This is a genomic window from Desulfosporosinus acidiphilus SJ4 (genome assembly GCF_000255115.2).
GTDB classification, from domain to species: Bacteria; Bacillota; Desulfitobacteriia; order Desulfitobacteriales; family Desulfitobacteriaceae; genus Desulfosporosinus; species Desulfosporosinus acidiphilus.
The window spans coordinates 3490054-3514939 of sequence record NC_018068.1; the positions used below are offsets into that span (position 1 = coordinate 3490054).

Consider the following 24886-nt stretch of genomic DNA (forward strand, 5'->3'; position numbering starts at 1 on the left):
TTTTGGCCCCCTAATATAGGTTAAAAACGCTTTTAACTAAGGTGAATAATTCCCCGATGGATTGGACTACGATGTAGAGTACCACGATAACCCCAATAATCGTTACGCCTTGAGCCATCTCACTCCGGCCGGATTGATTTAAGACAGAAGCTAACACGCCGACTAAAATTCCAATTCCCGCCACTGTAATGATTAGGTTAAAGCTCATTCTTTCGACTCCTCTCTTGGTTATATTAAAATCAGCACTCCTGCAACTCCACAGAGAAATCCCAAATAAGACCACATTTTTGCCTGTTTTTCAGCCCATATTCCCACTTGATCTTTTAACATAGAGAGCTGACGCGAGACTAGTTGGAGTTGTTTGTGCTGCTCATGACTGTCTGATCGTCCTAAACCTTTGCCTATGTCGCGAATCACCCTCCAATCCTCCTGCTTTAGGCAAAAGCGGGAACTTTGAAGAACAATTTCTTCATTCCATGCAGTGCTTGCCGGTTCCCCTCGTTCCAAACGTTTCTGAAGTTCGGAAAAGAAACTTTGCCAGGGAGCACCGGTTCGTTCTTTTAAGACTGAAAATGCTTCCGGCAAAGGGGTTGACCCCCAAACTATTTCCGTATCTAAAAGAGTGAGAGCAACCAGAAATTCCCGCAATTCCTCCGGCCTGCGGCGAATTCGCTGGGCAAGCCATAGCCCCATTGAACCGCAGCCGGCAATCAGAGCTATACATCCGAATAGCATCATTACAGGCTCCTCCCCGTTTTCAGGTCATAAACCCCTTCGATGGTTCCCGGACCTGTTTGTCTGCTCAGCACCACCAGACGTTCGAACACTCCATCCTCAAGCAAATAAGATAAGGTGGGTCTGGTTTTAGCTTCTTCTAAGGAACTAGCGTGAGCTGTACATAAAATTCGCACACCTGTGCGCAAGGCATCTTTTAAAGCTTCAATCTCATCGTGATGCCCCAGCTCATCCATGACCACCACTTGAGGCGCCATAGAACGAATGAGCATGGTCATGCCATATACCTTGGGGCATCCGTCCAGCACATCTGTTCGGCAGCCAAGATTATAAGAAGGCAGCCCCTTATTCATGCCGGCCAGTTCTCCGCGTTCATCAATTACTCCCACGCTCTGTCCTTCAAGTCCCATCTGGGGAACACCGTTACTTATTAAACGGATTAAGTCACGCAGAAGGGTCGTTTTTCCGGCTCGAGGGGCGGAAATTACCAGAGTGTGATAAAGTGTACCATCCTTTCTGCATATCTTTGGCAAAACTCTTAGACTATGTCCTTGATAATCGCGGGCCAAGCGAACATTCAAAGAAGAAATATGCTTTAATTTTTGTACTTCCCCTTTTTGCAGGATTGCCTCTCCAGTAACCCCGACACGATTTCCTCCGGGAAGGGTCAAAAAGCCTTGTTTTAAATCTTCTTCAACTGCATAAACTGAACTTTGAGTCATCTTGTCTAACGTCGCTGTCAAGTCCTCCTGGGTAATGCAATAGGCGTTGCTGGGCGATGTGATTTTTCCTTCACTGTTAAAAAACAGATCTTTCCCAGACGTTCTAAGCATGAACGGCTGACCAACACGCAAACGTATTTCTTCTACTTCCAGCAGCTCAAAATCCTGAATTTGCTTCAATATTGCCCTAATTGTTTCTCCAAACCACCTATCCATAGTCTCCCATCCCGGAGACTTCTGCCCAGACCTTGCAGGCAGCGCTTTTTGGGCTTGGCTGACAGATAATTGATAATGCAGCGACACGTCTTTGCCCCCCTTAATTGAAGGTATGTCTCACTTGGCAATTTTAGACATACCTGAAGGGGAAAAAGTATTTCTCCAGAAAAAAACGAGTGCATGATTTCATGCACTCGAAAAATACGTAGCTCCCACGCAAGCAAGTGAGCGAGCCTCGGAATGCTGAGTGAACGATGTGGGCGAAGCTACCCGACCCGAGAAACAGATGCAATCCTTATATTGAAAGCAAAACCGGCAAAATCATGGGCCGCCGGTGAGTCTTCTCCCAAAAATAATTCCCCAGACTATCCCGAAGGGTTGATTTTAAGTTCATCCACTCTATTTGATCTCTTTCAAGCTGAGCCGTCAATGTTTGAATTCCTACTTTTTGAGCTCCTTCAACTAATTCCCCGGCTTCTTTCATAAAAGTGAACCCTCGCGAGATAATATCGAGACCGGATAATAAAGTGTAGGGCTTGCCTTTAGAGATCGCTGCTATTAATACAACAACCCCGTCTTGAGCCAACTGCTGGCGATCTCGGAGGACAATTTGACCCACATCTCCGATGCCCAAACCGTCAATATTCACACTACCTGCTTCGGCATTCAGGCCAAACCCCATCCCGTCTGCCGAAAGTTCGACTCGGGAGCCAAGCTGAGTTATCGCTATATCCTTGTCTTCATAGCCTAAGGTATGTCCTATTCTGCGCAGGGCCACCTGATGCCGTATTTCTCCGTGATGAGGGATCAGATAACGAGGGCGAGCGAGCCGGATAATCAGTTTCAGCTCTTCCTGGTTAGCGTGACCTGATACATGAACTTGCCCCATCTCTTTAGTTACAACTTCCGCTCCAATTTGATAGAGATGATTAATCGTTTTACCAACAAGTTTTTCGTTTCCGGGTATAGGCGTTGCGGCGATGATCACCATATCACCAACCTCAACCTTAATTTGCCGGTGACTTCCGGTGGCCATTCGCGTCAAAGCCGCCAGAGGTTCTCCCTGACTTCCCGTAGTAAGAACCAATAAACCCGAAGGGGAAATATTCTCAACGTCCGAACTTTCAACTAGAATCTCCGGATAGGGTAGTCTTAGATATCCCATCTCAATGGATGTCCGAACAACGCTTTCCATGCTCCTGCCGACAACGCAAACCTTTCGGCCAATATCCGCTGCAGCATTAATGGCCTGCTGAATCCGATGGACATTAGAGGCAAAGGAAGCCAAAATAATTTTTCCTTCCGCACGTTCAAACCAATCACATAAAGTTTTCCCCACAACCCGCTCGGACATTGTAACTCCAGGTCGCTCCGCATTGGTGGAATCACAGATTAGGGCCAGAATTCCTTCTTCCCCCCAAGCAGCAAGTTTGCCAAGATCCATATTCTGACCATCAATAGGGGTATAATCAACCTTAAAGTCACCCGTGTAAACCACTCTGCCCACTGGGGTCAGCAGAGAATAACCTACGGCATCGGGAATACTGTGCGTCACTCGAAAAGCTTCCACCTGAAAAGCCCCGGCTTGGACAAGTTCTCCAGGTTCAATAATATGAATTAAGGATTCCGGATAGGGAGCACGTTCTTGAAATTTCGCCATGACTAAACCAATGGTTAATTTTGTTCCGTAGATAGGAATATTCAGTTTCGGCAAAATGAAGGGAAGCCCGCCAATATGGTCTTCATGACCATGGGTGATAAACAATCCTTTAATACGCTCGCGATTTTTTTCTAAATAGGATATATCAGGGATCACAAGATCAATCCCTAACAACTCTTCTCCCGGAAATTTCACTCCTCCGTCAATCACAACGATTGATTCGTCATACTCAAAAACAAGCAGGTTTTTCCCGATTTCTCCGGTTCCTCCCAGCGGAATTACACTAAGTTTTGAAGTTTTGAGAGACAAACAAAAACACCTCCTGTAAGACAACTAAGTACATTTAGTTTGTCCCGCAGGAGGTGATAACATGTTTAATTATGCCCGTTGAACGTAGTTTCCTGTCCTTGTGTCAATGATGAGTACATCTCCTTCATTGACAAAGAAAGGCACTTGCACAACAGCGCCGGTTTCCAAGGTTGCAGGTTTCGTTCCCCCGGTAGCCGTGTCTCCTTTAACTCCCGGTTCCGTAAATGTCACAAGGAGTTGAACCGTGTTGGGTACATCAACTCCGATAACCTGTGTATCAAAGAAAAGAACCCCCAAGTTCATATTTTCCTTAAGCCATTTTACACCATCACCAATTTGGCTTTCCGTTAAGGAAACTTGCTCATAAGTCTCGTTATCCATAGCGATATAATGGTCCGAGTCTTTATAAAGGTACTGCATGTCACGTCGCTCCACATGAGCCGTATTGACTTTTTCACCGGCATTAAACTTACGTTCAACAACCCCGCCGGTTTTAACATTTTTTAATTTTGTCCGGACAAATGCCGCTCCCTTACCCGGCTTAACATGTTGGAACTCAACCACCGAAAAAACGTCTCCATCAATTTCAATGGTCATGCCTGTCTTAAAATCGTTCGAAGAAATCATAAATCAATCGTTCCCCCTAAATATTCTTTTGTACAAACGAAAGTATAACTTCCGGATAACCCAAGTGCAACTGGTTCTTGCAAATTAAACCTCGAAAAGGATACTTTAATCAATTTAAGAGAATTAATTCTTTTGGAGCCTGGGTCAAGACTTCACAACCATCTTCGGTCACTAACACCATATCTTCAATGCGAATACCGCCCCAATCAGGAATATAAATTCCCGGCTCTACGGTAAGAACCATCCCGGGTTCTAAAACGCGCTCTTCCCGCTGATTAAAATTTGGACCTTCATGAATAGCCAAACCCACGGAATGTCCCAAACCATGCCCAAAGTTTTCTCCGTAGCCCGCTTCCTCAATGATTTTTCGTGCTGCGGCGTCGACTTCTTTTCCGGTCCGTCCCGGTGCCACAGCAGCAATCCCGGCTCGCTGAGCGTTCAATACCAACGCATAGAGTTCCCGCTGCTTCTCCGAAGGGTCACCCAGAAAAATAGTCCGCGTGATATCTGAACAGTATCCTCGATAAATTGCTCCAAAGTCCATGGTAAGGAACTCTCCGTCTTTTATCTTCTTCGGACTTGCTGTGCCGTGGGGCATGGCACCTCGGATACCTGAAGCCACGATAAACTCGAAGGAACCTCCGCTAGCACCCAAACGGCGCATCGAAAACTCTAAATTTAGGCCGACTTCCTCTTCGGTCTGTCCGATTTCGAGGCTCTTTAAGACTTCAGAAAAAGCCTTATCGGCAATTTGAACAGCTTGTCTAATTAAGGGAATCTCCTGATCATCCTTGACGGAGCGTAGATCGGTGACAAGGCCTGGCATGGAGATGAGTTGAGCCTGTGTAAATGACTGTTTTAGTTTTTCATAATCTGCAAAGGTAATGAAGTCTCCCTCAAACCCCACTCGCCGGGATTGAAGTCCCATTTCCGCCATCATCATAAAGTGATCATGACCGGTTTTGACAATTTCAAAATCAGGTGATTGTTCTTTAGCTTGTTCTATGTACCTGAAATCTGTTAACAAATAAGACCTATCAAGCGTAATGATCAATGATGCTTCGCCCCCGGAAAAACCGCTTAAATATCTTCCGTTTTCGGGACGAAGGACAACAAACGTATCAATGCTTTCCTCCCGCATTCGTTGGCGCATCCGTTCTAGTCTGGTCAATGATGCAACCTCCTTTATCATTGTGACCGTCCAATTTGATAGTTAATTGCATATCGCATAGCCAGGGTATAACTGGCTGCTCCCAATCCTGATATTTGACCCAGACAAACCGGTGCAATCAGAGACGTCTCTCGAAAGGATTCGCGAGCGTGAATATTCGAAAGATGAACCTCCACAGCGGGAACCTTTACACCGCTGATAGCATCTCGAATTGCATAACTGGTATGGGTCCAAGCCCCAGGATTAAGAATTAGAAAATCTTCTGAAGTTAAAGCTTGAATCCAATCAAGCAAATCTCCTTCATGATTTGTTTGCCGGCATTCGGCCCTGAGTCCTGCCTGCTTTGCCATTTCAAGCAGCTCCTGGTTGATTTCTGCTAAAGTTTGCATACCGTAATGCTGCGGCTCACGTACTCCCAACAAGTTTAAGTTAGGTCCATGAAAAACATAAATATTTGCCAATTTTCATCACTTCCTCATTCCCCAACCAAAATATTATCATAATTTAGGACTATAGCAAAGTATTTAAATCGCTAGCCGTTGTTAAACTAATTTATTCCTTGTAGGTTACTATTCCAAACCAAAACCTCCGCTATACGGAGGCAAGGGTCTCATTGCGATATTGTTTTAACAAGTTGCTCTGAAACTATGAGATTCACTCTAGCGCGTTGGAATCTGGGGGGGCGTTTGAAAAGGTTGAGAGGGCTGAGAAGCCTGCTGCTGTACCTTTGTCTGCACCGTAGCTTGCGGTGAAGCTTTAATCTGTTCGGCGCTGTCGCCGCTGACTAAACGCGGTGATAGTACAATATCTAAATTGCTGATCATAATCTGTAATTCAGTCGGGCCTCCTTCACCGGCAGGTTGGACTTTGCGAATCTCGGTGCGGGGAAGAATGAAATGAAGTTCATGGGGAACATTCGGTTCTCCGATTCGTCTCAGACGAAAACGCACTCCCTCAACTTCCATTTCCACATCATCAAGATAATCTCCTGCAAATTCCTGCCCATGTCCAACTCGTATATCTGCATATTGTTCTTTGCCTTTGATATTTCCTTTGAGCTCAGGAAGAACAATTTTTTCCCCAATCTGAAGTTTCAAGGGATCAAGGTTCGGATTGGCCCGCATAAAATCGTCACAGGTGCACCCCATACGCTGTGACAAACCATAAAAATTATCTCCAGGTCGAAGAATGTATTCTTTAACCACAGAAATCCCTCCTCTTGCTAACATATGTTAGAGAGGGAATGTCAAGTTCCATATTATCCCATTTTTGCAGAGATACATAATTCATAATTGATAATTTATCCACTCATAAGACTCCCTCTTCTACAAGTGGGAGTAGTTCCCCTACCATGCTCTGGTGTGGGTAGATTCCAGCCTTCAGCGCGATAGCATTTGTTATTGGCTAGGCGCTTTCGCCGAAACTGTCCACAGAACACTTTCGTCACCGCAGCCCTGAGGTCCGGATTTAGTCGAAACAAGTTCATTCCGTGGGCAAAAAATAAATTTGCAGCAGCACCACTCCCCCATCCGGCTCTAAGTTAACTTCTTGAATAGTAATCTCTTCACAGGTATCTTCAATATATTTGAGCTGAGAAATAATTACTTCCCTATTTCCCTGCAGATGCAAGCGCAGGAGGGCATAATCCAGAGCGGTTCCTTTAGAAACTTCACGATTGTCCGATCCAAATCGTTCTATATTAAGGGCACTCACTTCAACTCCTGCCTTCAGCAAACGGCTCCGACATTCTTCTGCAATATCTAAACAATGATCTCTGGATGGGATCACCGGAGCGGTATCTTTTGGCTTGATCTGAAGCAATGACTCCCAGTATTTCTTCTCCTCTTGCAGATTTTGGAAGTTTTGATAGGCTGGGCGCCAAAACAGACTAAACTCTAAAAGAATTATGGCAGATAGAACAGCAACGCAAGGCTTAATAGTTTTCAGGAATGATTGCTTAAACATAAGAAAAAACGTTGTCATCAGATGCCCAGCAGGTTTTCTATTTGAGAAAAAAGACAAGGAATACCCCTCCCTGCTTGAACTCACTCCGGTCAGCTATCAGCACTTTTTCGACTTGCACTCAAAGAAAATTCAATATGCTCAGGCGACGTTGACGTATAGCCTCTCAAAACAGGCCGATTCCAATCTAACTTTCGAAGTCCCTGAATTAAGGATTGAATACACTCGATATCTGATGCTCTGCCGGTTAAGGAAAGATTGCCTTGTCGGTAGTCTAATGTTTGGATTGTCAGCCGCGGCTCTAACAACGCTTGTATTTGCCGCAGAGAGCCGCCAATTCTTCCGGAATGGCTTCGGGCAATTCCCCAGGATCTGGTCAATTCTTGCTGTTGTCTAAGTTGAGCTTCAATTTTATAACCCTTTTGGGAAAGTCTACGATTTTCTTGTTGCAAGACGGAGGTCTTCTGATGAAACGACAGCCAAAAACTGTTCCCGATAATTAGAAAAGCCATGAGGATAACTACCAAGCGTTGATACCTAAGTTGTACCTTTAAACTCTTCTCGGGTTGTCTCCCTAGGTTAAGTAACATAGATTTTTGGAAAATCCGAATTGCATAGGCTATGGCCGGTTCTGCAAAACCATTATTTTCTCCAAGTATCCTTAACCAGACTTCAGGAACAGAGGTTAGCTTGGCCTGTTCCACCAATGCAGCGTTATCTGCCTGCAAAATACTTTTGGCCAAGCTCTCCAGAGCCGGATTGCCGCTCCAAACAATCCGCCGCAAATTTAATCCAGGAGGCTGAGCATTAAAATACAAGAGAAAGCGGCGAATCTCTTTGACCTGCTCCTCTGAATAGTTATAGATATCCGGATTATTTTCCTCATTGTTATCAATCTCAACTGCCGGTTTTGCTGAAGACAGAAATCGTACACTTTCAGGAACCTGCCCATGAAACAATGCAACTTGCAGCCCTCCCAAGTCCTCTTGTAAGTATAGTACATCCTCGCCGCTGATAAAGCCTAACCCTTGACCTAAAACTGCCCAAGAGAAATTAACCCCGCCTACTCTTATCCCTGCTTGTTTAAAAACTGCAAGGTACTGGGCAAGAATTTCTTGACGCAATGCTCCTAATAAAATGGTCAGGCTATCGTGTCTTTCCTCTTCAAGGATAAGATAATCATAGTACAGAAGTCCAGAGCTGCTCGGCACTTCTTCAGCAACTAAGAGAGCTATTGCCGATTCCCTATGATGTTTGGCAAGCCAAGGGATTTTATAAGAACGAACAAATCCTGATTGTAAAGGTATCGCTAAAAAGGCCTGGTAACCCTTGCAAGAGTTTTCTGCCCGATAATCGATTAAATACTGTAAAAGTGCAGCTTCATCACGAACAATCCCTTGTTCAAGGATGCCTGGTATTTGTATACGGTCAAACTTGACCCATGAAGAACAATGACTCCGTTTAAGACTTGCAAACAGGGGGAGGGATACTTTAAAAACGTGAAGTTCGTGTTCCGTGATTTCAAATATGACTGATTTCATACCCACCGGTCACCTCCGAAAGGCTATTTAAACCATGCCCAATACCAGTCGAAGATCCTCGTTCCCCACCATAAAGTCAGAACAGCACCTAAGGAAAGATACGGGCCAAAAGGGATCTGTTGGCGAAATCCCCTATGACCCAGCCAAAGAATCACTAACCCAACGATTGCCCCCACTAGGCTTCCCAGAAAAACAGCAAGGAAGATTCCCGGAAATCCTAAAAAGGCACCTAAAGCTGCCACCAATTTAACATCTCCAAGCCCCATGCCTTGAGGATGAATTCGGGTAATAAGCCAAAAAAAGCCGCCGGCTCCCAGGGAACTAAGAATACTCTCCCATCCTGATGGATACCCGGGTATAATAAAGCCCCCAATCAAACCCAGCCCCCAGAGCGGAAGCGTCAAAACATCCGGTAAACGATAGGTGTCAAAATCAATAAACGTTAAAGCAATTAAGGATGCAGTAAACACGAGATTTAATCCTATTCTCGCCGGATGAAAACCCATTAAAAAGCCCAATGTACCCGTCAAAGAGAAGAGTAAACCCGTAAGAAGTTCTACCCCGGGATAGCGCCAAGAAACTTTTGTCCGGCAGTTCAAGCATCGTCCCCCTTGGATTATAAAACTAACAATAGGGATGAGTTCCCAGGCCCGAAGAGCATGTCCGCATTTTGGGCAGTGAGAACCCGGTGAAATGATCGATTCACCTTTAGGAACACGATAGATGACAACATTTAAAAAACTGCCGATGATGATGCCTCCCAGACCGAACATCAAAGCAATACTAATCAAAAACGTTACCCCTTTTCTCACTCACTCTCTGAATTAAAGAAAACATGGCCAGCGGCTGCTTTCTTAATCGGCCGAAGTCCAAAGTATATTTTTTAAATCCTCATCATAAGCGCGAACTTCAGCCGCCAAGCCGTCAGAGGACAAATAGATCATCACCGTTTTAATGGTTTCATTATCTTTTGGCTCCGAAATCCGATAAAGGGTTTTATCGGTAGCATCGATCGTTAATTCAGCAACACCAAACCCCTTGTTTCCATCTGCAACGGCTTGTTGAGTCGTTTTTTTATCCAGTTTTCCAATATATTTTGGTATTAGTTTTGAACAAACCACTTCACCACTGGAATCTACGGATAATTCACTAATTTTCGGATACGCTCCGTTTTCCACTTGATAACGATCCAGTGCTGCTTTAACCTGATGAGCAGTGGCCACATCGGCCTTTTTCCTGGCTAATGCCGTACTTAATGTTATTTTCGGAATAATCACTGCGGCAATAATACCCATAATAATGATGACGGCCATAACTTCGATGAGTGTAAATCCATTCTCGCGGGGAATATCATTCATCGTTCTCATTGCTCCATCCTCCTACCAGGATATTCGTAAACCATCATTAGAAAACAACGCTCGTTCATTCTGGATTACTCCAGATATGAACTAAGATTAAAAATAGGGACCATAACTCCCCCTGCCACTAATCCAATAAGTCCTGCCAAAATGAGAATCAGGGCAGGTCCAAGCAATTGGGTAAATTGTTTAAGCTGATATTCAAGATCCGTTCGCAATAATTGCGAAATATGGGAGAACATTTTATCGAGTTGTCCGGCTTCTTCGGCAATGGCGATCATCTCTGTTTTTTCCTTGGGAAAAATCTTACTTGCGGATAAAACATCGACTATGGGATTACCTTGCTTGACACTTTGCATTAGCAGTTCTGTCAAAGTCAACATTTCCGAAGTTTGCAGCGTTCCCGATGTCAAACGCAGTCCTTCTAACAAGGGAATTCCCGTCATTAACAAACGACCTAAGATATTTGTGAATTGTACTAAATCTTTGAGAAGATATACTTTTCCGAGATACGGAAGATACCTCACCTTACCTTTAAGATATTGCTGCCAACGGTTTAGTTTCCAAACCTTACTGCTAAGCAACACTGCTATGAGTAGAGCAGCTGTCACTTGCAAAATTACAGGTAATTTTCGACCAACTACAAAAATGACTTTGGTCAATACCGGCAATTCAACATCCATACTTGCAAAAAGCCTCTCATACATTGGAAGTACACCTAGGGAAAGACCGCAGAGCACAAGGAGAACAGCCAGTAATAAGAGGCTAGGATAGGTGAGTGCGGTTCTTATTTTCTGTCGGAAAGCATCGTCTTGTTCTAATTCTACCGCGACTTCGTTTAAAATCTTTGCCAAGCTTCCCGAATGCTCTCCTGCTTTTATCATTGCCAATACATAAGAGCTGGGAGGGGATTTAAGCTGTTGAAGGGCTTCTGATAAATCACACCCCGCCAATACGGAATCCTTAACGTTTAACCATTGTTTTTGTTCAAAGGATACGTTTCCTCTCGGCGAGGTCATTATTTCCAGAGCCTGGAGCAAGGGAATCCCCGCTTCCAATAAAGAATACAGGTGACGTGCGAAACGACTCCACTTTATCCCGGAGCGCTGCAATAAACCTCTAAGGCATATCTTCTGCGGTTTGATTATAACCGGAAAATATCCTTCTTTCTTAAGCAGCTTTTGAACTTCAAAGGTGTTGTTTCCGAGCCAACGACCGGTTTTTAAAGCTCCTTGAGCATTAACAGCCCGCCATAGAAACCAGTGCTTACTCATCTCCGAAAACCATCAGCACTTTGCAGTTTTTCCTGAACAACGTCATACTCTACCAATCCTTTGTGAACAAGGTCAAGAATGGCCTTGTCCATAGTTTGCATACCAAGTTTACTGTTTGTCTGAATCACTGTGGGGAGTTGATGAGTTTTGCCCTCGCGAATAAGACTGCGAATTGCCGGAGTTGCCAGCATGACCTCAATGGCTGCAACCCGCCCCTGATGATCAGCTCTTGGAAATAGCTGCTGAGATATAATACCTTGCAGCACCGCAGCCAGCTGAACGCGAATTTGTTGCTGCTGATAAGGCGGAAAAACGTCAATCATTCGATCTACTGATTGAGTGGCGTCATTGGTATGCAGAGTACTAAAGACTAAGTGGCCGGTTTCAGCTGCTGTCACTGCAGTGGAAATCGTTTCTAGATCCCTCATTTCTCCTACTAAAATCACATCGGGATCCTGCCGCAGAACTGAGCGCAAAGCCAGAGAAAAAGAATTTGTATCGCAGCCAATCTCCCGTTGATTAACTAAACTTAATTGATGCTTATGTAAATACTCAATGGGATCTTCAATCGTCATAATGTGACAAGATCTCGTCCGGTTAATATAGTCAATCAAGGAGGCAAGAGTTGTGGATTTTCCACTCCCGGTGGGACCTGTTACCAGAACTAAGCCTTTAGTCAAGCGGGCTAAGTCAAGGCTCACTTCCGGGAGACCGAGACTTTCCGGAGTAGGAATGACATAAGGAATCAAGCGAATAACAAATCCGATAGAGCCTCTTTGCCGATAAGCATTGACCCGATATCGCCCTACTCTCGGCAAACTATATGAAAAATCTAACTCTCCTAATTCCAGGAAGCGTTTTCTTTGGGTCTCGTTCATTAGGGAATAGGTAAAGGTTTCTAAATCAAGTGAAGACAGTTTATCCGTTCCTAACGGCATCAAAGAACCATCGACCCGAAGAACCGGAGGGCTTTCTGCTGTTAAATGGATATCGGACGCCCTCTTTTCTGCAGCGACTTGACAAAGTTCTTCCAACAAAAGCACGGTATTCTCTCCTCTTAACCTTCTGTTTCAGAAGTCGTAAAAAGCACTTCTTCAATGGTTGTTAAACCTTGGGCAACCTTCAAAAGACCATCTTCATAAATCGTCAACATACCAGATAGAGTTGCTTGTCGTTCTATATCCTGAGAATTGTGCCGGGCAAGAATAAGTTCCCTAATTTCCTGATTATAAGGCAAAAACTCATGAATACCGATTCTTCCTCTAAACCCGATTCCCAAGCATTTAGGACATCCCTGCGAATGATACAACTGCTTGATTGCAGCCGGTAACCGAAGGGCTTTCTTTTCTATGTCTGAAACGTTGGAACTCTTCTTGCAAACGTCACATAAGCGACGTACCAGGCGTTGTGAGAGGACACCTGTTACAGCGGAAGCCAGGAGATACGGTTCGATACCCATATCCAAGAGACGAACTAAAGCTTCAGCAGCCGTATTGGTATGCAGCGTAGACAGTACTAAGTGGCCCGTCAGAGAAGCGGTAATTGCAATCCGAGCCGTTTCTTCATCGCGTATCTCGCCAATCATAATAACATCGGGATCCTGCCGCAAAATATGCCTCAAGCCAACTGCAAAACTAAGTCCCGCCGGGAGATTGACCTGGACCTGGTTAATCCCCGGAAGTTGATATTCAACAGGCTCCTCAATTGAGATAATGTTCTGCTCCTCAGCATTTAATTCGCGCAGAAGTGCATAAAGGGTTGTCGTTTTACCGCTACCGGTAGGGCCGACCACTAAAATCAAACCATTCGGATGCTTCAATAACCCTTGAACTCCTGCTTTAACCTCCGAACGCATCCCCAGTTCTTCTAAAGAACGCTGTGCCATCTCAGGATCAAGAATACGGACGACAATTTTCTCTCCATGAACCGTCGGCAAGGAAGACATACGCAAATCAACACGCCGGGACCCGGCACTAAAAGACATTCGCCCGTCCTGGGGAATCCTCCGTTCAGCAACATCCATATTAGACATTACCTTCAGGGAAGAAATAACCGTTCGAGCCATTTGGCTCGAGAGAGTATGTTTTTTGATGAGTTTACCGTCAATGCGATAACGAACTACAAAATCATTCTGATGCGGTTCCCAGTGAATATCACTGACTGCCTCAATCACTGCCTCTTGAAGCAGGGAGTACACTAATCTGAGGGTCGGAGCATCTTCTTCCCAGCTAATAGATTCCGAAGTTTCTTTCCCAGCGTTCATTTCTCGATGGAACTGATCCGTAAGATGGGTTAATTGAGCCACAGATTGTTCTACCGTCAAATGCTGGCGGATGGCGGTTTGTATATCCTCTTTCCGTGCATAAAACGGAACAATTTCCATTCCGGTCATGATCCGAATCGTTCGTAGTGCCTGTTCATTTGTAGGGTCTGACATAGCAACGTTTAAGATTCCATCGTGACATTGATAGGGTATAAGGGTATAACGACGTGCCGTTTCTTCAGGAATTAAACGAACAACCTCCGGGTCAAATGTGACTTGAGTCAGCGAAACCTCAGGAATACCCAAGAACTTTCGCAGCACCTCATCCAACGTCTCTTCTTGAGCTAAGAATCCGCTCCGTCTAAGATCGTCTCCGCCGCTATCCTCAGCCAATAGCATTTTTAATTCATCAGTAAGCTCTTGAAAGCTTAAATAAGAATTGTTCATCATTACTGATGTAACTCCTGATAACTCTGAATAATCCATTTTCCTGTTTCTTTTTGAAGTATCTCCTCAACTTTGCGAACGGCTAGACCAGAATGGCCTTCGGAAGTCACTCTGTACCCACCATCAAGACGATGAATCGAAATCCTGGCCTGCCCCGTATCGAATAGTACCTCTCCTTGACTCAGCCCATAATCAGACTGTAAATGTACCTTCGCCCATTCAATTCCTCCTTCAGCGACATAGAGGGCTTGCAGGCTCTGAACCTCTCTCCTGACCATTCTCTTCTCGATCGTTGCCTTTAAATAAACTTCCATTCCCCAAGCCGAAAAAGCAGACAGCAACAAAAGGACAAGAAGGCTTACATAACCTTTGGTACGACGCTTAGGGAAGAGAACTTCGAGTAAACACGCTGGCGAACAATCGATTGCCAAGTTCCGTTTCGCCCTCCGACACTTGCCTTTAGCGAAATTTCCCACAATCCCGGCCCTACCTCCAAACATTCCCAACTTGTCAAGTAACTTGCTATGGGCTGGGCTACTCCTCGATGCTGCCAATAAAGATCCTGGGTGCCGTCATAATCTAAATCAGCAATAAAGTATGCATCCAAAGTCGGCTCAGGATTGTCCTCATCAATGATTGGCAAGATTTTTAGCTCGCAAGTCTCTTGGACCCACAGCACAGTTTTTGCCCGCCGAATCTCATCAGTTACTGTTTTACCGGCAGTCATAAGAGCATATTGAGCCTCTAATTGACTCGTTAAGGCTCGAGTTCCCCCCCCATAGTTCTGTCAAAAGATTCAAGGCGCTGATCAAAAAAATTCCGGCAATCAGTAAGGCAGTGAGAACCTCCAAAAGAGTGAAGCCATCTTCTCTCCTCATAATTTTCAAGTTATCCCCATCTTAGGCCCCCACTTCTATAAATGAGGGTTACTCCACCTGAAATAAGCTTTCAATTTGATAGTTTTCCGGGCTTCCCCGATCAACCCAGCGCACCTCAACCTTAACTCTCAACAGTTGTGGCACATGATCCCAGTTCGAATAAATCAGCCAATGAAAGGTTCCTTCATCGCCCTCTACAGTTTCCCCCGGCAAACAAACCCGTTGATTGATATTATCCTTCCAGCTTCGAGCAGCTAACTGGTCCAACCTTTTTTGAGCAAGATTTGCTGCTCCCAGCAGATATGCTGACTGATGGGTTTCAGCCAGGGCTTCTTCGTATAACCCATAAAGCACTGCAAAACCTAAGGAAAAAAGGAAGACTGCCAATAATACATCCAATAAGATATAACCTGGAGAAAATCGATAGTGTCGTATTGTTATCTTTTTAAAAACCTCCTTTTCCTTTTTTAATTTTCTCAGTCATTGCCTGATGAAGACTTATTTTGACAATAATTTGTGTTGCAGTGAATTCGTTCAGCTAAGCTGAACACCGGGGCTTGCCTTTATTATTTTATGACCTGTCCTAAACTGTTAAGTTGATAACCCGACTCGGAATAGGGACTTATGGGAATCGCTTGTAAGTAAGGCCCCCGCCATCCCTTAATGCTCCTTGGCCATTGAACTAAATCCGAGATACTAACTGGGAAAGTTCCCACGTCAATCCGGTAGAGCTGAACGGCACCTTCAATCTTTTCTATATTCGCTAAATCAATTTGTGATCTTACATATGTTGCTGAGGAGGAAAAATGCGGAACAACCACCGATAAAAGAATTCCCATCAAGCCAAGAACCAGCATAAGTTCCCAAAGGGTACACCCCATTTCTGAGCCGTTCACTCTTTTTAGCCCTAGAATCCTATTCATCGTAATTTCGTCTCCTCAGATCGATGATTACCTCTATTTTCCTTTAAACTTCTCTTAATCTTTTCTCTTAATCTTCTCTATCCATTACAAAACTCCTTTTGTCATCGACATATCCTTATTGTATGTATGTTTATTAACTGTTCTTTCTCATTTTCCTACGGTATAGTTGCTTTTGCATCATACTACGTCAATAACTAACAAAAGATCCGGCAAGAATTTAATATTCAAGCCAGATCTTCCAAACAACGACGTTTTTGGGGATTAATTTTAGTAAAAGCTTTAGATACTTATTTCCAGGTGGTTTTAATTATCTTCAAGGATGACCTTCTGCCAAGCGTCCAGAATCTCTTCATCCTTGCATTCTTTAGAAACTACTGCATTCCCAATCCCTTGAGGTAAAATAAGAATTTTGCGGCCTCCTTGATTTTTCTTATCTGTCTCCATGCGCTGCAATAATGCGTGAGGATCTTGCCGGGAAATCGACGTAGGTAAATCATAACATCGGAGTACTTGTTTGATCCTTTCCACCTCATTTAGAGTGATCAAGCCCTTAGCATTGGCCAAGAAGGCAGCAGCAACAATACCAATACTAACTCCTTGCCCATGAGTCACTCCCCGATAGTTCATCTCTGTTTCCAAAGCATGCCCGAAACTATGTCCCAGATTCAATAACCGGCGAATTCCTTGTTCCCGCTCATCCTGAGATACAACACGAACTTTAATAGAAGCGGACCGCGCCACCATCTCACGCCAGATTACAGGGTCTCTCCGCTTAATGCTGTCTGCTTGAGTTTCGAAAAAGCTGAAGAAATCGGAATCCGTAATTAAAGCATGTTTAATACTTTCCGCCAAACCGTTCTCAACTTCAATCCAAGGCAGACTGTCTAAAGTCCTGAAATCTGTCCAAACAGCCACCGGAGGATGAAAAGCTCCCAGAATATTCTTTCCCGCAGGGTGATTCACAGCAACTTTACCGCCTATGCTGCTATCAACCTGGGCCAACAGCGTGGTAGGAACTTGAATCAAACGAATACCCCGCATATAAACGCTTGCAAAGAAACCGGCCAGATCTCCGATAACCCCGCCGCCCAGAGCAATTACCAGCGTCTTGCGATCTGCCCCAAAACCAAGAGCATCGGTTGTCAGCCTGCTCAACCGATCTAAAGATTTCTCCTCTTCTCCGGCAGGAACGATCATTAAATCAACAGTATAATCCCCTAACCCTGTCATGAGTCGTTCCAGATAGAGGTCTGCAACTTTCTTGTGCGAGATGACAAGAATTTGCTCAACTTTATCAGGCAGGGAGTGAATATAACCTCCCAAATCCTCGAGAGCTGCCCCTAAATAAACGGGATATTTCCGGTCCGCTGAGACCTCAATCTTTTCTGGTAAACTCATGAATAGCCATCCTTCCCAATTGAGCAAGAATTTCGCTCACAACTTCATCAATGGATCTGATTGTCGTGTCAATGGTAAAATCCGCCTTGCCATAGAACGGTTGCCGTTCTAAAAAAAGCGTTTTAATTTCTTCAGGAGAGCTTCTAAGAAGCGGCCGGTCATTTTTATGACCAATTCGTTGGAGAATCACTTCTAAAGGAGCATAAAGGCTGACAATGATCCCATTTTGGGCCAACACTTCCCAGTTTATAGGATTGAGAACTGTCCCTCCACCGGTGGCAATGACAATTTCCTCGGTCTGAGCCAGTCTGGTGACAACAATACTTTCTTCAGACCGGAAGCGAGTCTCGCCATACCGCCGAAAAATTTCACTAACACTCAATTCTGTAACGTCTCCGATTTCTGCATCCGTATCGACAAAATTCCAGGATAAGGCCTGAGCTAAACGCCTGCCAACCGTACTTTTGCCGGTTCCCATAAAGCCAATGAGAACTATGTTTCGCATGGAGCTTCTTCCTCTCTCCCAATAATCTATAATTTCAAATACTCTTTATAGGCTTGCCAAGCGGTCTCTAACTCTGAAAAGCTGTCCGCAGGGAACTTTTCCAGAACTGCTTCAGCGATGACCCAAGCAACAACATGTTCTAAAACAACCAAAGCAGCGGGAACTGCACAAACGTCGGAACGTTCCACACTGGCTTTTACGATTTCCTTTGTTTCCAGATGAACCGTATTAAGGGGTTTGTAAAGAGTGGGAATCGGTTTCATGACAGCTTGAAGGACAATTGTTTCCCCGTTGCTCATGCCTCCTTCAATTCCCCCCGCACGATTTGAGCTCCTGCAGAAACCTTGCCCTGGGCTATATTCTATCGAGTCATGAACCAGAGAGCCCATTTTTTCTCCGGCATCAAACCCTATTCCAAAGGAAACTCCTTTTATTGCTTGAACAGAAAGGATGGCTTGAGCCAATCTCCCATCGAGTTTCCGATCCCATTGTACGTGAGAGCCCAGCCCCGCGGGAAGATGAAGAACTTGTACTTCCAGTAATCCACCCAAGGACTCACCTTGCTCACGAGATTCCTGTAAAAGCTCCCCCATTCTTCTTTCAGCATCAGGGTCTCCCACTGACCATTCTGATTGCTGAACCCGCTGCCAATACTCATGGTCCTCTGCTAATTTGGCATGAACGCCGCCAACAGCAGTGACTCGTCCCCGAATTTCCACCCCAAGATCAGTTAAGCTTTGTCGAAGGATATTTCCAATGGCCACTCGCATGGCCGTCTCACGAGCACTTGCCCTCTCCAGAATGTTCCTAACCTCTGTACGATATTTAAGCGCCCCGGTTAAATCAGCATGTCCAGGTCGTGGGGTCATCACTTTTCGGCTTTCTAAATCCGCATCTGCTTCCCAAGTCATGATTCTTTCCCAGTTTTCCCAGTCTCGATTTAAAATTTCCAGTGCAAGGGGCGCACCGGTGGTCAAACCGCCCCGTACTCCCGATATAATATTAACTTGATCCTGTTCAATAGCCATCCTGCCGCCACGTCCCGGACCTTGCTGTCGTTTTTTCAGAGCGTGATCGACAATTTCTTTGGAAACCTTCATTCCTGAGGGAAGTCCTTCAATAATTCCTACCAATTTTTGGCCATGAGATTCCCCCGCTGTTAAAAACCGCATCCTTATCCCTTCCCTCCAGCTAATGCAAAATTCTTATTTAATAAACTTAATCTTTACTGAAACTAATTGCAAATAATTCATCCAATCGTGAGACTCCCACTTCTTGTAAGTGGGAGTGGTCCCCGTTCTCTGCTTCTGTGGGGGTAGAGTCCGTCCTTCAGCGCGATAGCTTTTGTAATTGGCGAGGTGCTTTCGCCGAAACTGTCCATAGGACACTTTCGGCATCAAAGCCCCACTGTTCAGCTTTAGCTGAACGAGTTCACTTTTCTCTAATTCTCATTCCTACCGGTGCAACAATAACGCTCCGCTGCTCACCTAAGGAATTGGTTAAAAGGATCGTTGTTCCTGCGCTTCTTCCTGAAGCATTCAATAAAAGATCCTTGGGCTGGCCTAGAAACTTAATCCCTTTCAGCAGCGATATATCCTTGATTCTTGTTCCTTCTTTGAAAATCTGATAATGCGGCTCGCCTTGAGTATAAAATTTAATTTGATACCAATCATTTTCAGCTAAGGCGGCTTGACGAGTATCTCGAATCTCTTCTAATAATTGAGTTGTCACAAACGAAAGTCGATCCCTCTCCCAGTGATTTGGGAGTTTAACTAAAAGAACAAAGCCTGCACCTGCCAAAAGTGTCAAAACCAACATCATTTCCAGAAGGGTAAAACCATACTCTTTAGACTCTATTTGTGACATGGTTATCTTCCTTTAATTCTTATCAGCCATTCGCTGCAGCATCTGGTCTTGCAAACCTTTACGCATAGCTTCAAGAGGTGCTTTACCGCCAAGCCAGAATTCCCAGGCTAAAGCCCCTTGATAAAGAAGCATCCCTGTTCCGTCTAAAACACGACATCCCTGTTTTTTTGCTTCCCGCAAAAAAGCAGTTTCCTGAACATTTACGATAATATCGACGGCCAAAGTCTTTTTCGCAACCCCATTTAAACGTAAGGGAAATGGTTCTCCTTTTAAACCCAAGGGTGTCGTTTGGACTAACAGATCAACGTCTTCCAGCCAATCCCCGGGTCTGAACTCTCCAAAGCTTCCTGTGCCGCCTTTCTGATGGATTGTTTGAACTAACTCCTCAGCTTTTTGGAGAGTTCTGTTGAGAATATGTACATGCATGCCCTTTTCGGCAAGGGCTAAGGCAATTCCTTTGGAAGCACCTCCGGCACCGAGAAGTACAGCCTTTTTATCCCTAAATTCTTTCAGCTCTCCCTCTATTGAACAGATAAAGCCGTCTCCATCGGTATTATGGCCTATTTTTTTTCCGTCAAGGATTTTAACCGTATTCACGGCACCTGCTCGTCTCGCCTGGGGAGTAAGAGTGTCGAGGTAGGGGATTATCGTCTCTTTGTGAGGCAGCGTAACATTCCATCCGGCAAACCCTAAAGCACAAAGTCCATAAACTGCCTCTGCTAAGCTGTTCGGATATACTTGGAAACGATGGTAGATCGCGTCAATACCTAAATGTTTATACCCTGCATTATGCATTGCAGGCGAAAAGGAATGCTCTATAGGGTTGCCAATGACTGCGAAATGCTTTTCCATAGCCAACATCCTTTATCCATAACTAAACTATCGTTGGAATAAAAACCCTAGGCTCAATACGATAGAGAAAAAGGAATGGCTGACCATTCCTTGTTGCTGCGTTTAATGTATTTTAGGACTGAACGGTTTCGCGGGAGCACAATGTTTCATCAACCAAACTAGCACTTTTTCCATCCGCCGCATAATCCGTGTCCCAATAAATTCACGATCATTGATGGGGGTCACGAGTATCGTATAAAGGCCAAGTCGATTTCCACCCAGAATATCAGTAAACAATTGATCTCCAATAACCGCAGTATCCTCCTGACCTGTTCCTAAGAGTTCCATTCCTGCACGAAAGGCCCTCCTGCGCGGCTTAGTTGCCCCAAAAACAAAAGGAATCCCTAAGCGTTCTGCAACGACTGCTACACGTTGTCGTTTCTTATTATTCGACACGACGCAAGCAGCGATACCTGCTGCCTTAACTTTAATAAACCACTCTCTAACCTTTGGCCCCACTTCAAGATCATTCCAGGGCGTCATGGTATTGTCTAAATCAATAATGAGCCCTTTAATTCCATCACGAACCAGCTGCTCAACAACAATGCGGTCTAAGGAAGGAGCTTGAAGTGTTGGTCGAAAATAGTCAAACATTGAACCCTCCAAGAGTAGAACTTTCCATAATTATACCTTAGAGGACATATTGCAAGCAAGTCGTGAGATCATTTATTTGAATCGATCTTATTATCCGGCCCAGCTCCTGAGATCCTTTTATGTTTGTAGATTCTCACCTTTCGCTAAATTTCTTTGTTCATTCTCAGGAAATTCTCAGTTTAACTTGTTAAGCTATCTATAAAAAGATACACATTTTCCTTTGGCTGCTAAATTAATATCACCTATGATCTGATTGCTCGAACTTATAGTTTTCCTATGAGTTTTAGCCAAGATTTAAGTCACAAAAAGGAGCGATTTCCATGAATGATGATTCCATCGTCAGAACTACAATTTTGAGTGCTCTTTCAGAAATCTGCGGAACTGATAAAGTCATGAGCAGCCCTGATCTCGATCTTTTTGTTACCGGCCTTTTAGATTCCTTCGGTTTAGTTGAATTAATGTTGGCGATTCATGAACAGCTGGATATGGAAATAGCACCAACAGAAGTTGACCGAGAAATGTGGTCTACCCCAAATAAGATTATTCAGTATTTAGAGGAGAAACGTTAATGATCCGCAAACGTTTATTTCCAATAGGGATGGCCTTTGTTCTGTTCTTTCTGAGCATACTTGCAGTTGGACCAATCGCTCAATGGTACGTAAGCAGTTATATCAAAGCCGGAGTGATAGAAACCGCAAGCGAAGGCCAGATACCCTCTCTTTTCGGAGGAACTCTTTTACAAAGCATGGCTTTAAAGGATCCCCATGTAGTCCCAATGTATGGCTCATCGGAATTTAGTCATGGAGGCCCCTATAATCCGGCAAAACTTTTCGCCGGACGGCCCACAGGATGGACTCCCTATCTCGTAGGACATGCAGGTTCTAAAGATTTAATTCAGGCGCTCTATGCAGGCGCCCAAAATCTTAAAGGCAAAAAAATCGTTTTATCACTTTCAGCCCAATGGTTCAGCGGGAATGGAATTGACTCCAATACCTTTGCAGCCAATTTCTCAGCGTTGCAGGCTTATACTATGTTATTCAACCCTTCTTTGTCGTTACAGACAAAACGCGACCTTGCACAACGACTAATTCAATTTGGTGACGTCAAAAAGACTTATCCAATTTTAGCCGGGCTGCTTAAATATTACGGACAAAGCGATTTAGGATCGAACATTATGGAAATGGTTTATTGGCCGGCAGCAAAAGTAGAAATGTCCGCTTTGCAAATTCAGGATGCCTTAAAAACAATCCAAGTTCTTAAACATCTCCCAGCTAAGGAAGTTGCCAATAATTCGCGGAATTCCTCCCAAAAAGCGTTGCCGTCTTGGTCTGTAATGCAGCAAAAAGCCACTGTCGACGTTCAAAAAAATGAAACAAATAATCCTTTTGGTATTGGCAACAAGTTCTTTAACCAAACAATTAAGAACGCCCAAAAATTCAAAAATTCCGCAGCCAAAGCACATTTCTATCCTTCTCCGGAATATTCAGACCTGAACCTCTTAATGAATGTTTTAAAGGATGAAGGAGCCGATCCTATCTTTTTAATTCAGCCTGTGAACGGCCTATGGTACGATTTTACCGGTTTTCCAAAAAAACAACGCCAAATGTATTATAGCCATGTTCGTGAGATGGCGGATCATTTCGGATTCTCTTTAGCTGATTTTTCCTCTCATGAAGATGACAACTATTTCATGGACGATCCGTCACATCCCAGTGAGAAAGGATGGCTTGAATTCGATGAAGCTCTGGATAAGTTCGTTCATCAAGAATCCTAAAACTGTGTGGTTTGCCCGCATAATTTATTACTACATGATACTGATGGGGCTTTTTATTCTCTATTTTGTCCAGAAGCAGCATACTCCTCCACCATTTATTTATGATGGCTTTTAATAGAAAATATTCTGGCCCCCTTAAGAAATATTTTGTAATTAAATGAAGAGGTGAGTATATGCTTTTACAGCAAATTGATCACTGGGCAGAATTGGTGCCGCAGCGTTTGGCTCATAAAAATAGATTCCAAGTCTTAACCTATGCCGAGTTAAAAACCTTTTCAGATACGCTTGCCTATTGGCTTTATCAGAGGATAAGTCAACTGGAAAAACGCGCCCCTATCATCGTCTACGGACATAAGGAAAGCGAAATGCTCGTGTTATTTTTAGCCTGCCTTAAAGCAGGTCATCCCTACATTCCAATTGATAAATCAATTCCCACGGAGCGCCTCCTTAAAATTATCGAATCTTCGGGAGCCCTAGCCATTCTTTCGCCAATTTCCCTGCCGGAAAAAGCAAAAATGAAGGGCATCTTCTATCAGGAGAACCTTCATCTTCCATCTTTTAATTTAGCCCCCCCAAATTCCAAACCTAAACCCGAATGGAAAATTGGGTTGAATGATGTCTGGTATATTATTTATACCTCCGGCAGTACCGGGGAACCCAAAGGCGTTCAAATTACCCAGCGCTCTTTGCTTAATTTTATCACTTGGGTTAACAAGCAATACCAGCCAAACCAGCAGGAAGATATTTTTCTCAACCAAGCCCCCTTCTCTTTTGACCTCTCGGTCATGGATTTGTACATGGCCCTGAGCAACGGGGGAACCTTATGGAGTATAGATAAGGAACAAATTAATAACCCGAAGGATTTATTTGCCTCTCTGCGAGCATCGCAAATAAGCTATTGGATTTCCACCCCTTCTTTTGTGGAAATGTGTCTCATGGATCCGAGCTTCAGAGAAAAGCTTTTGCCCAAACTTCGTTATTTTCTTTTTTGCGGAGAAGTCCTTCCCCATAATACGGCTTCAAATCTTATCGAACGCTTTCCTCAAGCTCGGGTCGTAAATCTTTACGGCCCCACTGAGTGCACAGTAGCAGTAACGGGTGTAACTATAACCAAACAAATCCTGCAAAACTCCGGCCCCCTGCCCGTTGGACAGGATTCGGCAGATTGTCAAATCCTCATCTGTGATCCTGACGATTTGAATAGAACGACCACTCGCGGTGATTTTCTAGACCCTCCCCTTAAAGCACTTCCGGCTGGAGTAAGGGGGGAGATAGTCATCGTTGGCCCTAACGTAAGCATAGGCTATCTTAACCGTCCCGAGCTTACAAAACGCACCTTCTTTATGTGGAGGAAACATGGGATTGGCTTTCAAGGCTATCGTACCGGTGACCTGGGTTACTGGCTGGACGGTAAGTTATACTACCTGGGACGACAAGATTTCCAAATAAAATTACACGGTTATAGGATTGAATTGGGCGAAATAGAAGAACAGTTACGCAAAATACCTAACATAGAAAATGCCATCGTAGTTCCAATTGTACGGAGAGGAAAAAACGCTGCGCTTCAAGCGTTTATTAAACTCTGCCATGATTTAAAGGGTTTTAACCAAGAACCCGAATCATTTCAAACTGAGATGGAGCAGCAAATACGTCAAACATTAGAACGAGTATTACCGGCTTATATGCTGCCGCAGCGCTATCGCTTCATCGACAGCCTGCCAATGACAGCGAACGGCAAGGTTGACCGTAAAGCACTTCTTCAAGGAGGATAA

Annotated in this window: 29 protein-coding genes; 3 read left to right on the forward strand and 26 right to left on the reverse strand. The window is 44.3% G+C overall.

Going from position 1 to position 24886, the window contains the following annotated elements; translation table 11 throughout:
* Window positions 1-10: 10 nt before the first annotated feature.
* The 26 genes from spoIIIAC to DESACI_RS16105 form a co-directional block, all read right to left on the reverse strand.
* On the reverse strand, window positions 11-208 hold the full coding sequence (spoIIIAC, locus tag DESACI_RS15985; protein WP_014828237.1) for a stage III sporulation protein AC: 198 nt from the start codon (window positions 206-208) through the stop codon (window positions 11-13).
* A 20-nt stretch (window positions 209-228) separates the two neighbouring features.
* Window positions 229-738 (reverse strand): stage III sporulation protein AB, encoded by a 510-nt coding sequence (locus DESACI_RS15990; RefSeq protein WP_014828238.1) that lies wholly within the window; start codon window positions 736-738, stop codon window positions 229-231.
* Window positions 738-1760: a stage III sporulation protein AA gene (gene spoIIIAA / locus DESACI_RS15995; protein WP_014828239.1), complete on the reverse strand. Its 1023-nt coding sequence runs from the start codon at window positions 1758-1760 to the stop codon at window positions 738-740. The genes DESACI_RS15990 and spoIIIAA overlap by 1 nt, the downstream gene beginning before the upstream one ends.
* Before the next feature lie 208 nt (window positions 1761-1968).
* Window positions 1969-3642 (reverse strand): ribonuclease J, encoded by a 1674-nt coding sequence (locus DESACI_RS16000; RefSeq protein ID WP_014828240.1) that lies wholly within the window; start codon window positions 3640-3642, stop codon window positions 1969-1971.
* A gap of 69 nt (window positions 3643-3711) precedes the next feature.
* Window positions 3712-4269: an elongation factor P gene (efp, locus tag DESACI_RS16005; protein WP_014828241.1), complete on the reverse strand. Its 558-nt coding sequence runs from the start codon at window positions 4267-4269 to the stop codon at window positions 3712-3714.
* A gap of 109 nt (window positions 4270-4378) precedes the next feature.
* On the reverse strand, window positions 4379-5440 hold the full coding sequence (locus DESACI_RS16010) for a M24 family metallopeptidase (protein ID WP_014828242.1): 1062 nt from the start codon (window positions 5438-5440) through the stop codon (window positions 4379-4381).
* 17 nt (window positions 5441-5457) lie between these two features.
* Window positions 5458-5901, reverse strand: coding sequence for a type II 3-dehydroquinate dehydratase (gene aroQ, locus DESACI_RS16015; protein ID WP_014828243.1), 444 nt, complete (start codon window positions 5899-5901; stop codon window positions 5458-5460).
* 198 nt (window positions 5902-6099) lie between these two features.
* Window positions 6100-6645, reverse strand: a complete 546-nt coding sequence (locus tag DESACI_RS16020; protein WP_014828244.1) for a LysM peptidoglycan-binding domain-containing protein — start codon at window positions 6643-6645, stop codon at window positions 6100-6102.
* Window positions 6646-6922: 277 nt separating this feature from the next.
* Window positions 6923-7462, reverse strand: coding sequence for a hypothetical protein (locus DESACI_RS16025; RefSeq protein ID WP_014828245.1), 540 nt, complete (start codon window positions 7460-7462; stop codon window positions 6923-6925).
* Window positions 7463-7494: 32 nt separating this feature from the next.
* Window positions 7495-8943, reverse strand: coding sequence for a Competence protein A (locus DESACI_RS16030; RefSeq protein ID WP_014828246.1), 1449 nt, complete (start codon window positions 8941-8943; stop codon window positions 7495-7497).
* A gap of 23 nt (window positions 8944-8966) precedes the next feature.
* Window positions 8967-9716 carry a prepilin peptidase gene (locus DESACI_RS16035; protein ID WP_041276569.1) on the reverse strand — a complete coding sequence of 250 codons (750 nt, stop codon included), beginning with the start codon at window positions 9714-9716 and terminating at the stop codon, window positions 8967-8969.
* Window positions 9717-9797: 81 nt separating this feature from the next.
* Window positions 9798-10310: a type II secretion system protein gene (locus tag DESACI_RS16040; protein ID WP_014828248.1), complete on the reverse strand. Its 513-nt coding sequence runs from the start codon at window positions 10308-10310 to the stop codon at window positions 9798-9800.
* A gap of 65 nt (window positions 10311-10375) precedes the next feature.
* On the reverse strand, window positions 10376-11575 hold the full coding sequence (locus DESACI_RS16045; protein WP_014828249.1) for a type II secretion system F family protein: 1200 nt from the start codon (window positions 11573-11575) through the stop codon (window positions 10376-10378).
* The gene (locus DESACI_RS16050) at window positions 11572-12618 is read right to left on the reverse strand and encodes a type IV pilus twitching motility protein PilT (protein WP_014828250.1); all 1047 of its coding nucleotides are present in this window, start codon (window positions 12616-12618) and stop codon (window positions 11572-11574) included. The genes DESACI_RS16045 and DESACI_RS16050 overlap by 4 nt, the downstream gene beginning before the upstream one ends.
* Window positions 12619-12632: 14 nt before the next feature.
* Entirely contained in the window at window positions 12633-14324 is a 1692-nt protein-coding gene (locus tag DESACI_RS16055; protein WP_083845607.1) for a GspE/PulE family protein, read from the reverse strand.
* Window positions 14288-14626 (reverse strand): general secretion pathway protein GspK, encoded by a 339-nt coding sequence (locus DESACI_RS16060; RefSeq protein WP_242833070.1) that lies wholly within the window; start codon window positions 14624-14626, stop codon window positions 14288-14290. Before DESACI_RS16060 ends, DESACI_RS16055 begins: the two co-directional genes overlap by 37 nt.
* Before the next feature lie 17 nt (window positions 14627-14643).
* Window positions 14644-15012, reverse strand: coding sequence for a hypothetical protein (locus DESACI_RS16065; RefSeq protein ID WP_242833071.1), 369 nt, complete (start codon window positions 15010-15012; stop codon window positions 14644-14646).
* Window positions 14999-15163: a prepilin-type N-terminal cleavage/methylation domain-containing protein gene (locus DESACI_RS25820; protein WP_427846751.1), complete on the reverse strand. Its 165-nt coding sequence runs from the start codon at window positions 15161-15163 to the stop codon at window positions 14999-15001. The genes DESACI_RS16065 and DESACI_RS25820 overlap by 14 nt, the downstream gene beginning before the upstream one ends.
* 48 nt (window positions 15164-15211) lie before the next feature.
* Window positions 15212-15550 (reverse strand): hypothetical protein, encoded by a 339-nt coding sequence (locus tag DESACI_RS16070; RefSeq protein WP_242833072.1) that lies wholly within the window; start codon window positions 15548-15550, stop codon window positions 15212-15214.
* A 179-nt stretch (window positions 15551-15729) separates the two neighbouring features.
* Window positions 15730-16086, reverse strand: coding sequence for a type II secretion system protein GspG (locus DESACI_RS16075; RefSeq protein WP_014828254.1), 357 nt, complete (start codon window positions 16084-16086; stop codon window positions 15730-15732).
* A 303-nt stretch (window positions 16087-16389) separates the two neighbouring features.
* Entirely contained in the window at window positions 16390-17484 is a 1095-nt protein-coding gene (gene aroB, locus DESACI_RS16080) for a 3-dehydroquinate synthase (protein WP_014828255.1), read from the reverse strand.
* Window positions 17462-17989, reverse strand: coding sequence for a shikimate kinase (locus DESACI_RS16085; RefSeq protein ID WP_014828256.1), 528 nt, complete (start codon window positions 17987-17989; stop codon window positions 17462-17464). Before DESACI_RS16085 ends, aroB begins: the two co-directional genes overlap by 23 nt.
* Before the next feature lie 26 nt (window positions 17990-18015).
* Complete coding sequence (aroC, locus tag DESACI_RS16090; protein WP_014828257.1) at window positions 18016-19161, reverse strand: chorismate synthase; 1146 nt, start codon at window positions 19159-19161, stop codon at window positions 18016-18018.
* Window positions 19162-19420: 259 nt separating this feature from the next.
* Window positions 19421-19855 carry a prepilin-type N-terminal cleavage/methylation domain-containing protein gene (locus DESACI_RS16095; protein WP_014828258.1) on the reverse strand — a complete coding sequence of 145 codons (435 nt, stop codon included), beginning with the start codon at window positions 19853-19855 and terminating at the stop codon, window positions 19421-19423.
* A gap of 12 nt (window positions 19856-19867) precedes the next feature.
* On the reverse strand, window positions 19868-20707 hold the full coding sequence (gene aroE / locus DESACI_RS16100) for a shikimate dehydrogenase (RefSeq protein WP_014828259.1): 840 nt from the start codon (window positions 20705-20707) through the stop codon (window positions 19868-19870).
* A gap of 102 nt (window positions 20708-20809) precedes the next feature.
* Complete coding sequence (locus DESACI_RS16105; RefSeq protein WP_014828260.1) at window positions 20810-21340, reverse strand: YqeG family HAD IIIA-type phosphatase; 531 nt, start codon at window positions 21338-21340, stop codon at window positions 20810-20812.
* Window positions 21341-21660: 320 nt separating this feature from the next.
* Here DESACI_RS16105 and dltC point away from each other — a divergent pair, with 320 nt between their 5' ends.
* The 3 genes from dltC to dltA all read left to right on the forward strand — a co-directional run bounded on the left by dltC (window position 21661) and on the right by dltA (window position 24886).
* Window positions 21661-21909, forward strand: a complete 249-nt coding sequence (dltC, locus tag DESACI_RS16110) for a D-alanine--poly(phosphoribitol) ligase subunit DltC (protein ID WP_014828261.1) — start codon at window positions 21661-21663, stop codon at window positions 21907-21909.
* The gene (dltD, locus tag DESACI_RS16115) at window positions 21909-23114 is read left to right on the forward strand and encodes a D-alanyl-lipoteichoic acid biosynthesis protein DltD (RefSeq protein ID WP_014828262.1); all 1206 of its coding nucleotides are present in this window, start codon (window positions 21909-21911) and stop codon (window positions 23112-23114) included. Before dltC ends, dltD begins: the two co-directional genes overlap by 1 nt.
* A gap of 173 nt (window positions 23115-23287) precedes the next feature.
* A complete protein-coding gene (gene dltA / locus DESACI_RS16120; protein ID WP_014828264.1) occupies window positions 23288-24886 on the forward strand; it encodes a D-alanine--poly(phosphoribitol) ligase subunit DltA in 1599 nt (532 codons plus the stop codon).

Excerpts from the sequence above, each read along its gene's own strand:
- spoIIIAC (WP_014828237.1), bottom strand. The coding sequence starts at position 208 with ATGAGCTTTAACCTAATCATTACAGTGGCGGGAATTGGAATTTTAGTC.
- DESACI_RS15990 (WP_014828238.1), bottom strand. The coding sequence starts at position 738 with ATGATGCTATTCGGATGTATAGCTCTGATTGCCGGCTGCGGTTCAATG.
- efp (WP_014828241.1), bottom strand. The coding sequence starts at position 4,269 with ATGATTTCTTCGAACGATTTTAAGACAGGCATGACCATTGAAATTGAT.
- DESACI_RS16030 (WP_014828246.1), bottom strand. The coding sequence starts at position 8,943 with ATGAAATCAGTCATATTTGAAATCACGGAACACGAACTTCACGTTTTT.
- DESACI_RS16035 (WP_041276569.1), bottom strand. The coding sequence starts at position 9,716 with ATGTTCGGTCTGGGAGGCATCATCATCGGCAGTTTTTTAAATGTTGTC.
- DESACI_RS16040 (WP_014828248.1), bottom strand. The coding sequence starts at position 10,310 with ATGAGAACGATGAATGATATTCCCCGCGAGAATGGATTTACACTCATC.
- DESACI_RS16045 (WP_014828249.1), bottom strand. The coding sequence starts at position 11,575 with ATGAGTAAGCACTGGTTTCTATGGCGGGCTGTTAATGCTCAAGGAGCT.
- DESACI_RS16055 (WP_083845607.1), bottom strand. The coding sequence starts at position 14,324 with ATGGATTATTCAGAGTTATCAGGAGTTACATCAGTAATGATGAACAAT.
- DESACI_RS16065 (WP_242833071.1), bottom strand. The coding sequence starts at position 15,012 with ATGACTGCCGGTAAAACAGTAACTGATGAGATTCGGCGGGCAAAAACT.
- DESACI_RS25820 (WP_427846751.1), bottom strand. The coding sequence starts at position 15,163 with ATGAGGAGAGAAGATGGCTTCACTCTTTTGGAGGTTCTCACTGCCTTA.
- DESACI_RS16075 (WP_014828254.1), bottom strand. The coding sequence starts at position 16,086 with ATGAATAGGATTCTAGGGCTAAAAAGAGTGAACGGCTCAGAAATGGGG.
- aroB (WP_014828255.1), bottom strand. The coding sequence starts at position 17,484 with ATGAGTTTACCAGAAAAGATTGAGGTCTCAGCGGACCGGAAATATCCC.
- DESACI_RS16085 (WP_014828256.1), bottom strand. The coding sequence starts at position 17,989 with ATGCGAAACATAGTTCTCATTGGCTTTATGGGAACCGGCAAAAGTACG.
- aroC (WP_014828257.1), bottom strand. The coding sequence starts at position 19,161 with ATGCGGTTTTTAACAGCGGGGGAATCTCATGGCCAAAAATTGGTAGGA.
- DESACI_RS16095 (WP_014828258.1), bottom strand. The coding sequence starts at position 19,855 with ATGTCACAAATAGAGTCTAAAGAGTATGGTTTTACCCTTCTGGAAATG.
- aroE (WP_014828259.1), bottom strand. The coding sequence starts at position 20,707 with ATGGAAAAGCATTTCGCAGTCATTGGCAACCCTATAGAGCATTCCTTT.
- DESACI_RS16105 (WP_014828260.1), bottom strand. The coding sequence starts at position 21,340 with ATGTTTGACTATTTTCGACCAACACTTCAAGCTCCTTCCTTAGACCGC.
- dltC (WP_014828261.1), top strand. The coding sequence starts at position 21,661 with ATGAATGATGATTCCATCGTCAGAACTACAATTTTGAGTGCTCTTTCA.
- dltD (WP_014828262.1), top strand. The coding sequence starts at position 21,909 with ATGATCCGCAAACGTTTATTTCCAATAGGGATGGCCTTTGTTCTGTTC.
- dltA (WP_014828264.1), top strand. The coding sequence starts at position 23,288 with ATGCTTTTACAGCAAATTGATCACTGGGCAGAATTGGTGCCGCAGCGT.